Here is a 12261-nt window from a genome sequence, read left to right on the forward strand (position 1 = left end):
TCGGCCGCCGCTAACGCGGAAAGGACGAGGATTCCTACTGCGCTGGACAAACGCGCCCAGCCGCATCGGCGGGTTCCTGCTTCACAGAGCGGCCTGACTGCACCGGCTCTCCACGGGCTAGCGAGCGGAGCCCCCGCTCTCGTATATTGATGGCGCCTACCATGTCCGCATGGTTTCGGTAGCCACATGCAATGCATTCGAATGCCGCCTGACTGCGGCGATTCGCTGGCGATACCAAGCCGCAATCCGGGCAAGTCTGGCTTGTATATTGCGGCGGCACAGTGATCAGTGTGCCGCCACGCCAGGCAATCTTGTAGGCGAGTTGACGCCTGAACTCGCCCCATCCTTGGTCCAGGATACTTCGATTCAGGCCACGTTTCTGGCTGACCATCCTGCCCGGCTGCTGCACCGTGCCCCTGCTCGATTTCGTCATATTCCGTATCTGCAACTCCTCGATACAAACCACCGCATGCCCGGCACTGATGGCCGAGCTGGCCTTATGCAGAAAGTCCTTACGCATATTGGCGATCCGCGCATGTAGGCGCTGCACACGAGCTTTCGCCTTGCGCCAGTTCTTACTGAATTTCACCTTCCGGCTCATTTGCCGTTGATATCTGGCCAGGCGCAATTGGTGGCGTTTCAGGCAGTTCACCGGTTCGATCGGCGTGCCGTCGCTCAATGTCGCAAAACGGACGATGCCCACATCGATGCCAACTGCCGATACCGATGCCGTGGGCGCGCTCTCGGCCTCCCGCTGCGTCTGGATTGCTACGAACCATTTGCCCGCCACACGGCTCACCGTCACATTCCGCACCTTGCCGGGTACCGTGCGGCTGTTCCTGTAGCGCAACCAGCCTAGCTTGGGCAGGAAAATCCGGCTATTCGCCTGGTCCAGCTTGATCTGTTTCGCATCCGGGAAGCGGAACGCATCACCGCACCCTTTGCGCTTGAAGCGCGGATACGCCGCACGCTTGGCGAAAAAATTCTTGAACGCTTGATCCAGATGTTTCAGCGCGTGCTGCAATGGGTGGCATGGTGCCTGCCGCAGCCAAGGCGTCTCCGGCCCATTCCGCCAGGCCGTCAATTGCTTCGCCATCGCCACGTAAGCAATATAGGGCTTGCCGGCAGCGTGATTTTCCTTGAGTAGCGCCAATGCCTTGTTGTAAACGTAGCGGCATGCACCGGCGAAGCGGCACATGGCGCGTCGCTGCTGGCCATTGGGAGTCAATTCAAATCGAAAGGCTTGAAGACGTAGCATCCCTTCAGTATAGTTTGGCCTATGAGCACTTCAAGCGAGCTCCTCCACGGCAGGCATTGCGTCTTTATGATGCATGTGCATTTGGTCTTTGTCACCAAGCACCGCCGCAACGTATTCACCCGGGAGATACTTGACGATTTGCGCCTGATCTTCTCCGATGTCTGCATTGACTTCGAGGCGGAGCTGATCGAGTTTGATGGCGAGGACGACCATGTTCACCTCTTGGTGAATTACACTCCCAAAGTTGCCGTGTCGCGTCTGGTAAACAGCTTGAAAGGCGCCTCCAGCCGGGTGATCCGGAAGAAAAACTACCCAAGCATCCGGCAGAAATTATGGGGCGGCGCACTGTGGTCGCCCTCCTATTTCGCTGGCAGCTGCGGTGGCGCTCCAATTGCCGTGATTCGGCAATACATAGAGCCGCAGCAAACGCCGCATTAACGCTCACAGGACGGCTACGCCGTCCGCGCTCTTGACCCCGCCGTGAACGACGGGGTTTGCCGCGCACTGGATCATGTACGCACTGTTCGCCCGTTTCGAAGCCAAACCAGGCAAGGAAGCCGCCGTCGCCGATTTCCTGCACACCGGACTGGCGCTGGCAAAACAGGAACCAGGCACCAAATACTGGTTCGCCCTGCGCCCGTCCGAGCGTGTTTTCGGCGTATTCGATGCCTTTGAAACGGAAGCAGCGCGCCAGGGCCACCTGAACTGCCCGATCGCGCAAGCCCTGATGGCGCAAGCACCGGAGCTGTTTGCCACCCCGCCAAGCATCGAACCGATCGAGGTGCTGGGCCTGAAGTCGGCCTAAGCGGTCCGCGCCAGCCAGTCAGCAACCGCCCGGTTGAATTCATCCGGGCGGCGCAGCATCAGCCAATGCCCCGCCGGCAGGCCGATCACCTGGCAGCCGGGCGCCGCGGCGATGCGCGCCAGCCACTCCGGCGAATGGAACATGAAGGGTTTATGTTCGCCATACAGGTAAAGCATGGGGCAGCGCGGCGCGACCCGCGCCAGGCCGCGCAAGCCGCCATTGCTGCCGAACCACAGCATCGCGTACGGGTAGCACTGCTGCCAGCGCACCAGCGCCTGCTGGCCCGGGCAGCGGCACACGCGCGCCATGTGGCGCGCGATGGCGTTGCCGGCGCCGCCGCGCACGAACCACGCCAGCGCCAGCCCGATCTGGTAGTAAAAGATACCGAGCTTGGCCCGCAACGGCAGCGCCCTGCGCAAGGCGCCGGAATTATAGTCGCCGATATCGGCGCCGACGATGCGCGCCACGCGCCCAGGGTAGCGCGCCGCGAACTCGTAGCCGAAGACGCAGCCCCAGTCGTGCAGCACCAGCGTCACCGGCCGCTCCGGGCTGACCCGCTGCGCCACCGCGTGGAAGAAGTCCAGCAAGCCATCCATCGACATGGCGCGCGCCGGTTGCGCCAGGTCGTAGCCGGGCAAGGTGAAGCGCACGCACAGATAGCGCTCGCGCAGTTCGGCGACCAGCCCATCCCATAGATGGTGGGTGTCGGGCCAGCCATGGATCATCAGCAGGGTTTCCTGCCCGCTGCCCTCGACCAGCACGTCGACGCCGTCAATATTCAGCATCGGCCTTACTGGTCCTCGGAAGAATCAAAGTTGTACTTCCTTTTCAGCTCCTCCACCTCAGCCTTATTGCTTTGCATGAAACGCCGGAACTCCTCCACCACCTTCGGGTATTTGTGCGAAGACAGGTACCACTGGCCCGAGGCATGCGGCAGGTTCGGGTCGTACACCACCGGCACCTGCGGCAGCTTGCGGATCCGAGTCCAGTAATGGCGGGCGATACGCGTGTTCATGTAGGCGCCGTCGACCCGGCGCATAATCAGCTTTTCGTAGAGCGCGTCGTAGTCGCCGGTTTCCTCGATGCGCAGGGCGCCGGCCGACATCAGCTGCTGGTAGGGATAAGGCGTAAAGCCGAGCGGAATGCCGAGCGTCTTCAAGCGCCCCACGCCCTTGCCCACATTTTCCGGCCGCACCAGCACGCCGTCGGTAAATTCCAGCATCGGCGCATAGCTGATTTTCAGTTCGCGCTTCATGTCGACCACCCAGTTGGGATTGTCCGGGAATGCCAGGTCGACCTGGCCATCGACGAACAGGCGGTCGCGCCGTTTCAACGGATAAATTTCATAAATAAAGGTGTAGCCCATGCTGCGGGCAAAGGCATCGAGAATGTCCTTTCCCAGGCCGCCATAGACGCCATTCCGTACCTCAGAATAGGGCAGCCAGTTCTTGTAGTCCTCAACGCCTACCGTGAAGGTCTTCTTGTCGGCAGCCTGGGTCAGGCTGGACACCAGGATCAGCAGGCTGGCCAACAGGACACGCACCATTTCACCCCTCCGTCATTCGAGCTGGTAAGCGTAGATGTTAACGACGTTGAAGGTGGTGTCGGGCACGTACACGCGCCGGTCGCGCGCATAAATGAAGAACGGCATCCACACGCCGCCTACCTCGGGATACTTTTTAAATACAAGCTCTCCAGTTACGTATTCTAGCGTGTCCGCGCCGATGCGGAAGATCTTCAGCGCCCGGTTTACCAGGTCGTTGACGATCAGGTGTCCCTCCTGGTCCACACACAGGCTGGCCGGCAGGTAGAACTTGTCGGCGTCCTGCTCCAGGTCGTCGCAATAGCCAGCCTGGCCATAGCTCCACAAGCTATTGCCCTGGCGGTCGAACACGCGGATGCAGTTGTTGAACTGGTCGCATACAAAGACCCGGTCCTGGGCGTCGATGGTCACGTCGCACGGGGCAAAGCTGGCCAGCGGTGCGCCGTCCTCCACCCACTGGAAGTTCTTGACGAAGGACACCAGGCCGGTCGGCTGCAGCTGCCACATCGAGATGCGGTTGTTGAGCGAATCGGCGATATAGATTTCGCCGTGGCTGTTCACCTCCAGTCCCTGCGGCGCCTTCAGCGTGCCATTGCCGCCCAGCCCTTCGCGGCCGAACGGCAGGCCGTAGTTCAACAAGTGCCCGCCGGGCCCGAACTGGAACATCGACACCGTGCAGGCGTTGAAATTGGTGACGAAAACCAGCGGCGTGCCGGGACAGATCTGCCCCAGCAGCGGCTGCCCCTGCGACGGGTAATACACGGCCATCGCCAGCCCGCCCGGCATGAAGAAGCCGCGCATCATGTCCTGCAGCTGGGCGATCGGGTCGGCGGCGGTGTCGAAGGTCTTCATGCACCAGTTGCCGGAATCGATGTTGAAGGACGAGGTGGCGGCATGGGCCAGCGGGTCCAGGCGCGCGTGGTGCTTGAGCTGGTCGTACCAGTATTTGTAGATCCTGGCGGTGGCGCCGGCCCAGTTATCCAGCCAGTTCGCCTGCGGCAAGGTGCCGCTGCCCTGGCGCTTGGGATCGACGCCGATCACCGACGTCATGCAGTTGAACTGCGAGGTGGCGGCCTTGGCGCCCTGGTTGTCGCGGCGATGCCCGACCGCGTCCAGCAGGATGGCGTCCTGGTCGCCGCCGTCGCGGTCGGGCGCAATGCGCATCTTCAGCACGGTGGAGGCGAACGGCTCGGTCACGTAATACACATTGGCGTCGGCCGCCGCGCAAATCTGGTACGGGCCGACGAACACCGCGTCTTCCAGCGCGCCATACACCAGGTCCGACATCGAATGCACGGCTTGCGGCTTGTGGTTCCACAGCGGCAGCATGCCCTCCACCACCGTCAGCAGCTTGCCGTCGGTATCGTAGACGGTGATCGAGTCTTCCACCTGGCCCGGCACGAAGATGCGGTCGTCGATCACGCAGACCGAGCGCATGACGTTGAACTTGCCGATGCCGGCCGGGTTGCCAAAACTGTGCAGCAGCGAGGTCTCGCCCGGGCACTGCACGCGTTCGTCCTTGATCGGCCAGGCGGTATCGATCTTCAGCACCTCGTAGTGGCCGGTGTTGGCCAGGTACAGGTTGCCGTGCGAGTCGGCCGCCAGGCCCTGCGGCCAGAGCAGGTCGTGCACGCTGTTGGCATCGTCCACGGTGCGGAACTGCAGTACGAACTTGCCCTCCGGCGTGAACTTGACGCAGCGGCTGCGGTCATCGCCCTTGGTATGGAAGAATTCATCGCAGACGTAGACGAAATGCTGGCCGCTCGCCTCGCGCACGAAGGCGATGCCATTCGGGTCGCTGAGCGGGGTGAAGCCCTTGCCGTTGATGCCGTCCGCCGCATCGCCGAAGGCGAACTGGAAGTCCACCGAATGCTCGTCGTACTCGAACACCACCACGCGGCCGTTGCCCATGTCGGTGCAGTACATCAGGTCCTGCTCGGGGTGCGGGCACAGGTGGAAGGGCATCAGCAGGCGGCGCGCCTGCTCGCTGCCCTCGCCCGGCGTGTCGATCACATGCAGCAGCCGGTCCAGGTCGGCGCTGAATACGAGCACGCGGCTATTGCCGGTGTCGCACACCCATACATGGTCGTAATGGTCGCGCGCAATGCCGACCGGGGAATTCATGGTGAAGTCTTCCGGCAGCTCGCCGCGGGCGGTGGTGCCCGGCATGACGAGTTCACCATAGTGCGTAATGTGTTGAAATTTGCTCATGGCCAGCCCTGCCTTTAGTATGGCGCTCCAGTATCGGGGCTGGCGGGAGAATCGGCAATGGGGGGCCGCGAAGCCCGCAGTGGCGGGCCATCCGGACTAGCAGATGGCTAGGCAAGGGCGATGCTACGGGAATGAAATGACCTTGCGTTCGACAAAACCCACGCTGCCGTCGGCCGCCTTGACCGCTTCCAGGATCAGGTAGGTGCCGGCCGTGGGGTCGCCGGCCGCATCGAAATCGATCACGCTGCCCACGCCCTGGTAATCGATATCGCGGCCGGCCTTGATGGCGGACAGCGCCTGCGCGAACTGGCCCGGATGCACCTGCAGCGCGCCGGCGCCCTCGGCGCGCGACACCGAGCCGATATTGGCCAGCACCGCGGCGCGCGTGTTGGCGCCGCCCTGCGCCATGGCCAGGGCGATCAGGTACACCGCGTCGTAGCCGGTGAAGGAAGTACCTTCCGGTTCAATGCCGGCGGCTTTGACGAAGGCCGTGCGGTAAGCCACGTAGTCGGGCGAATCGCGCGGCGCGGTCGGCGCAACGGCCTGCATGCCGACGCCCGCCTCGCCGGCGTTGCTGATAAAGGCGGTGCCGAAATTGCCGGCGCCGTACAGGCGCGGCATGCGCGCGCCCAGGCGCTCTTTCAGGCCGCGCGCGATGCTGGCGCCGTCCAGCGCGAAGCCGACGATGAAGACCGCGTCCGGTACGCCATTGGCCAGCAGCGCCGTCAGCTCGGCATCGAAGCCGACCGTCTTGTTGACCGGGTACTGCACCCGCGTCAGCGGCGGATAGCCGCGCGCGGTCAGCCTGGCGCGCACCGCTTCGCTGGCGCCCATGCCGAACAGGTCGTCCACGTGCAGGATCGCGACGCGGGTATTGCCCTGGGATAGCATATGGTCGGCCACCGCCGCGCCCTGCAAGGCGTCGGAGGCGACCGTGCGCCACACGGTGCCGTTGTCGGCCAGGGTGGTAATCTGCGGCGACGATCCACTGACCACGAACGGCACGCCGGCGGGAATGGTGGCCTGCTGCGCCACCGGCACCGCCACGCGGCTGGAAAACGGGCCGAAAATCGCCGGCACCTCGAGCGCCAGCAGCTCGCGCGCGCTGGCCACGCCGGTGTCGGCATCGAGTTTATCGTCGCGCAGGATCAGCTCGACCTGCTGGCCGTTGACGCCGCCCGCCGCATTGATCTCCTGCACCGCCAGGCGCGCCGCGTATTCCACGAACTGGCCCTGGTTGGCCGCCGAGCCGGTGCGCGTGGTCAGCAGGCCAAGCTTCAGGGTGCCGGGCGCCGTGCTGGCGGCCGGGTTGCTGTCGACCGAGGTGCCGCCGCCGCAGCTGGCCAGCGCCAGGGCCAGCGCCGCGCCGAGCGCTGCCACCCGCATCCTGCTCCACTTCTCCATGCTGTCCTCCACCCTAGAAACGGTAGCTGTAGCTGATAGTCGCCGTGCGCCCCTCGCCCGGCAGGTCGATGCCGCCGTAGCCGGGTTCCGCGTACTGCCGATCGAACAGGTTGCTGACGCGCAGGGCCAGGGTGTGCCGCCCCAGGCTGCGCTGCCAGTTGACGTCCGCCAGCGCATACGACGCCAGCTGGTACGGCCGCAGCAGGTTTTCCTGGCTATTCACCTTGCTGGCGCGGCGCGGCGACACGTGGCGCGCCGACACGGCGACCTGGCCCAGCGCGGCGTGCAAATACTGCCAGCTGACGCGCGCCACCAGGCGCGGATAGCTGGCCGTGGGCGTGACCTGCACCGGCTGCAGGCGTGGCTGGAAATGGTCCTCGGTATCGGCCCAGGCCAGCTGCGCGCGCCAGCGCTGGGCGCCGGTCTGCCACAAGGCCTCGCCTTCCCAGCCCTTGCCCTCGTGCCGCCCGCTGTTCTGCGGCTGCAGGTTGGCGCCCAGCGGCAGCAGCTCGGTCTTGTCGCGCACCGTCAGCTGGTAGGCGTTGGCCGACAAGGCCAGCGCCGGCGTCGCCTGCCAGCTCACGCTGGCCTCCGTGCTGACCGAGGTCTCCGGCCGCAGCGCGCGGTTGCCCAGCACCTCGCCCGCATACAGCGGCTGGGCATACAACTGGGCCGCCGTGGGCGCCTTGTAGGAGGTGCCATGCAGCAGTTTGTAATGCAGGGTGGGCGACAGGCTGCCGACCAGGGCCAGGCGGTAGTTGTTATCGGCGCCGAACACGCTGTGGCGGTCGCGCCGCAGGTTGGCGGTCAGCCCCAGCCAGCTCCAGGGGCGGATGCTGTACTGCAGGTAGGCGCCGCTATTGGTAATGCGCTCGCTGGCCGGCGTCCCCGAGACCAGGGTGCGCTTGCCGCTGGCCGCGTCCACACTGTAGACGCGCATGCGCTCCTCGCGGTCGCGGCTGCGGTCCAGGCCCAGCACCACGCTGTGCATCTCGCCGATGCGGTGCTGCACCTCCAGGTTGTAAGCCTGCTCCGAAAAGCCGATTTCGCGCTGCGGATAGCTGGCCGCCGCGCCCAGCGACAGCCGTTCGCGCCCATCCGGCTCGCCCTGCGTATGCGCCGCACTGGCGCGCAGGGTCCAGCCCTCCCAGCCGCGGTACTCGTGCTGCAGGCGGGCGGTGCGCTGGTACAGCGCCACCCGGTTGTCGCGGCTCAGGATGCCGAAGTCGAGGAACTGCGCGTCGCTGTCCAGGCGGTAGGCATGCGCCATCAGGGTGGTGTCGTGCGCCGGCGCGGCATAGGCCAGGCGCAGCAGCGCGTTGCGCGGACGCGTGTCGTCGTCGCCCGCGGCGCTGCGGCCGGCGGCCGCCGTCACCCGCCGGTACAGCGGCGAACTGGCGGGCAAGGCCGCGTCCTCGCGTTCCAGGTTGGCGCCCGCCAGCGCAACCATGAATTGCCAGGGACCGCGCTGGGCCTGGCCGTGCAGCGCCAGTGCCGCGCCCTGCTCGCCACCGCCGCTGTAACTTGCGGTTACGGCGTGGTGGCGCTGGTCGCCCGGCCGGGTGATGATATTCACCACCCCAAGGAAGGCATCGGCCCCGTACAGGGCCGAGGCGGGACCGCGCACCACCTCGATGCGCTCGACCGCTTCCATATTCAGCAGGCTGGGGCCGAGGAAGTTGCTGGCGTCGCTGCGGAAGGCCAGCGGCTGGCCGTCGATCATGACTTTCAGTATGCGCGACCAGGCGCGCACGCCGGCATTGATGCCGCGCACCCCGACATTGGGCGCGACCCGGTCGGAAATGGCGTACATGCCGGGCACCTGCACCAGCGCCTCGGCCACCGAGCGGTAGCCGAACTGGCGGATATCCTCGGCGGTAATGACGGAAATCACGGCCGGCGCATCGCGCGCCGACAGGGTCTGCCGGCTGGCGGTACTGAAGGGCATGTCCAGCAGGGCTTCGACACTGACGTTGAACAGGTCCGTATCCAAGGTGGCGACCTCCGCAAGGGTGACCGCGCCATAGTAGACCGATTTTGCATCGCAGCGAACCGCTTTTGGCTTGCGTACAACATTCTTTCAAATAGTCAAACGCCGGCACGGGCAAAGTTTATACTTGCTGGGATGCAGCCTGACCTTGTTTCAGTGACGTTCCGCTACGCCCTGCTGCTGGCGGCCTGCTGGCCGTCCACCCTGACCGCGCAGGCGGCTGTCTCCAAGGAGCAGATCAAGGCCGCGCTGGTGTTCAATTTCATGAAATTTACCGAATGGCCCGCTGAGCAAGCCAATGGCCCGCTGGTGCTATGCCTGGCCAACGCCGACCGCCGCATGGAAGCGGCGTTCGGCCAGGTCAACGGCCGCACCATCGACAGCCGCGTGATCCAGGTGCGGCCAGCGCCGGGAGCCGACGTGGGCGCCTGCCACCTGCTCTTCATCCAGGACAGCACCGCGCACGAACTGCTGGAACGCGTCGCCGCCAGCTATCCGCGGGTGCTGACGGTGGGCGACCAGGACGATTTCACCGAGGCGGGCGGCGCGATCGGGCTGGTGGAACAAAATGGCCGTGTCCACTTCAAGGTGAACATGGATATGCTCAGGAAGGGCAACTACAAGGTCAGTTCGCAGTTGCTGAAACTGGCCATCAATTTGCGCTGAAGGCGAGGACGGGCAAATGTGGCGCAGGCTCATGCTCAAACAGAAAATCACCTGGCTGGTGCTGGCCCTGTGCGCCGTGATGCTGCTGGTGTTCGAACTGATTTTCCTGCGCACCCAGCAAGCCACCCTGACCGCCCAGGCCCAGCGCTCGCTGGACGGCCTGGCGGAAATGATCGCCTTCAGCAGCGCCGCCGCCCTCACCTTCGACGACCCCGACGCCGGCCGCCAGACCCTGGCCGCCCTGGCCAGCGTGCCGGAAGTGGTGCAGGCCACCGTCAGCCACCCGGGCGGCAAGGTATTCGTGCGTTTCGAGGCCGCCCCCGGCGCCGGCGCGGCGGGCGCCATGCTGCTGGCGCGCGCTCCGGTGCGGCAAAAAGACAGCGTGATCGGCCAGGTCGAGCTGCGCGGCTCGCTGCGCTTTGTCGAACAGGCCATGCTGGACGCCATGCTGACGGCCGGCATCCACGGCCTGGCCGGGCTGCTGGGCGTGGCATTGCTGGCCTGGTTCACCGGCGGGCGTCTCAGTGCGCCGCTGTTGCGCCTGTCGCGCCTGGCCAACGAGGTCGGCCAGCATGGCGACTACAGCCTGCGCGCCGATCCGGGCCGCGAACAGGACGAGGCGGCCCAGCTGGCGCAGCGCTTCAACGAGATGCTGGCGCAGATCGAGGCGCGCGACGCCGAACTGGCGCGCCACCGCGGCCACCTGGAACAGGAAATCGCGCGCCGCACCGCCGACCTGGTGCGCGCGCGCGACGCGGCCGAGGCGGCCAGCCGCGCCAAAAGCGAATTCCTGGCCATGATGAGCCACGAGATCCGCACTCCGCTGAACGGGGTGCTGGGCATGACCGACCTGCTGGGCAATACCGAACTCGACGAGCGCCAGCGCCGCTTCGTGCGCATCGTGCGCCGCTCAGGCGACGACTTGCTGGCCATCCTCAACGACTTGCTGGACTTTTCCAAGATCGAAGCCGGCCGCTTCGAGCTGGACGACGCCGCCTTCAACCTGACCGTGCTGATGGAAAACGTGGCCGAACGCTTTGCCCCGGTGGCCCACGGCAAGGGCCTGGAACTGAGCTGCGCCACGCCGACGCGGGCCCAGATGCTGCGCGGCGACAGCAAGCGCCTGGGCCAGGTGCTGACCAACCTGCTGGCCAACGCCATCAAGTTCACCGAACGCGGGCAGGTGGTGCTGCGCGCCGAAACCGAGGAGCTGGCGGGCGAGCGGGCCCGCATCCACTTCAGCGTCACCGACACCGGCATCGGCATCGCCGCCGACAAGCTGCCGATCCTGTTCGAGGCCTTCACCCAGGCCGACAGCTCCACCACGCGCCGCTTCGGCGGCACCGGCCTTGGCCTGGCGATTTCGCAGCGCCTGGTGGGCCTGATGGGCGGCCTGATCACGGTGCAGAGCGAGGAAGGCGCCGGCAGCACCTTCGCCTTCACCCTGGACTTGCCGCGCGCCGCCGTCCCCGACGAACACGACGCCATGCTGCAGCCGATGCGCGTGCTGGTGGTGGACGACAATGTCGTCAACCTGGAAATCCTGGCCGAGCAGCTGCACTCCTGGGGTTGCCGCGTGGTGCAGGTGCAGGATGTGCAGGCTGCGCGCCAGGCCCTGGCGCGCAGCGTGCAGCCGTTCGAACTGGTGATCACCGACATGATGATGCCGGACGAGGACGGCGCCAGCCTGGTGAGCTATATGCAGCAGCAGCCGCAGCTCGCGGCCACGCCGGTGATCATGCTCAGTTCCGCCGGCATGCAGTGGCATGGCAGCGGCGAAGCCAATGCGCCGCAGGTGCTGACCAAGCCGGTGCGCCAGTCCGAGCTGTACAACGCGCTGTGCCAGGCGCTGCGCAAGACGCCCGGCGGCAGCGGCCCGGTGCGCCGGCGCGCGCGCCGCCTGCGCCTGGCCGGCACGGTGCTGCTGGCCGAGGACAACCTGGCCAACCAGGAAGTGGCGCTGGCCATGCTGCACAACCTGGGCGTGTCGGTCGAAGTGGCGGCCAACGGCATGGACGTGATCGCGCTGCTGGAGCGCCAGCAGTTCGACCTGATCCTGATGGATTGCCAGATGCCGGTGATGGACGGCTTCCAGGCCACCGCCGCGATCCGCGCGCGCGAGGGCAGCCAGCGCCACATCCCGATCGTGGCGCTGACCGCCAACGCGGTGGCCGGCGACCGCCAGCGCTGCCTGGCGGTCGGCATGGACGAATACCTGTCCAAGCCCTTCACCCAGGACCAGCTGGGCGACATGCTGCGGCGCTGGCTGGCGCCGGCCGCCCCCCGCGGCCTGGCCCCGGCCAACCCCCCCCGGGGGGCGCCGCCCCCCACCCCATTTTTTTTTCCGGCCAATGTGGGGGGGGGGGGGGCCGCACCCCCCCCCC

General features: G+C 65.9%; 10 protein-coding genes. 4 read left to right on the forward strand and 6 right to left on the reverse strand.

All coding sequences use genetic code 11. The features are described 5' to 3' along the window. Positions 1–34: 34 nt before the first annotated feature. Positions 35–1258 carry an RNA-guided endonuclease InsQ/TnpB family protein gene (locus tag AAHE99_RS23855; protein ID WP_342120051.1) on the reverse strand — a complete coding sequence of 408 codons (1224 nt, stop codon included), beginning with the start codon at positions 1256–1258 and terminating at the stop codon, positions 35–37. A 21-nt stretch (positions 1259–1279) separates the two neighbouring features. On the opposite strand from AAHE99_RS23855, the gene tnpA reads away from it, so the two are divergent. Together tnpA and AAHE99_RS23865 are read left to right on the forward strand one after the other, a co-directional pair. After that, positions 1280–1696, forward strand: a complete 417-nt coding sequence (gene tnpA / locus AAHE99_RS23860; protein ID WP_342120054.1) for an IS200/IS605 family transposase — start codon at positions 1280–1282, stop codon at positions 1694–1696. A 73-nt stretch (positions 1697–1769) separates the two neighbouring features. Beyond that, positions 1770–2063, forward strand: coding sequence for a putative quinol monooxygenase (locus AAHE99_RS23865; protein ID WP_342120059.1), 294 nt, complete (start codon positions 1770–1772; stop codon positions 2061–2063). On the opposite strand, the gene AAHE99_RS23870 is transcribed toward AAHE99_RS23865, so the two are convergent. From AAHE99_RS23870 to AAHE99_RS23890, 5 genes are all read right to left on the reverse strand, one after another. Beyond that, positions 2060–2848, reverse strand: coding sequence for an alpha/beta fold hydrolase (locus AAHE99_RS23870; protein WP_342120061.1), 789 nt, complete (start codon positions 2846–2848; stop codon positions 2060–2062). The genes AAHE99_RS23865 and AAHE99_RS23870 overlap by 4 nt on opposite strands. 5 nt (positions 2849–2853) lie before the next feature. Beyond that, the gene (locus tag AAHE99_RS23875; protein ID WP_342120063.1) at positions 2854–3609 is read right to left on the reverse strand and encodes a substrate-binding periplasmic protein; all 756 of its coding nucleotides are present in this window, start codon (positions 3607–3609) and stop codon (positions 2854–2856) included. A 12-nt stretch (positions 3610–3621) separates the two neighbouring features. Continuing rightward, a complete protein-coding gene (locus tag AAHE99_RS23880) occupies positions 3622–5817 on the reverse strand; it encodes an NHL repeat-containing protein (RefSeq protein WP_342120065.1) in 2196 nt (731 codons plus the stop codon). Positions 5818–5940: 123 nt separating this feature from the next. Beyond that, on the reverse strand, positions 5941–7221 hold the full coding sequence (locus AAHE99_RS23885; protein WP_342120066.1) for an ABC transporter substrate-binding protein: 1281 nt from the start codon (positions 7219–7221) through the stop codon (positions 5941–5943). A 13-nt stretch (positions 7222–7234) separates the two neighbouring features. After that, entirely contained in the window at positions 7235–9214 is a 1980-nt protein-coding gene (locus AAHE99_RS23890; protein WP_342120068.1) for a TonB-dependent receptor plug domain-containing protein, read from the reverse strand. Between the two features lie 153 nt (positions 9215–9367). On the opposite strand from AAHE99_RS23890, the gene AAHE99_RS23895 reads away from it, so the two are divergent. Both AAHE99_RS23895 and AAHE99_RS23900 read left to right on the forward strand, forming a co-directional pair. Next, positions 9368–9877 (forward strand): YfiR family protein, encoded by a 510-nt coding sequence (locus AAHE99_RS23895; protein WP_342120071.1) that lies wholly within the window; start codon positions 9368–9370, stop codon positions 9875–9877. Between the two features lie 31 nt (positions 9878–9908). Further along, a partial coding sequence (locus AAHE99_RS23900) for a response regulator (protein ID WP_342120074.1) occupies positions 9909–12261 on the forward strand: 2353 nt, incomplete at its 3' end.

The sequence above is a fragment of the Pseudoduganella sp. OTU4001 genome, assembly GCF_038440195.1.
Lineage (GTDB): Bacteria > Pseudomonadota > Gammaproteobacteria > Burkholderiales > Burkholderiaceae_D > Rugamonas.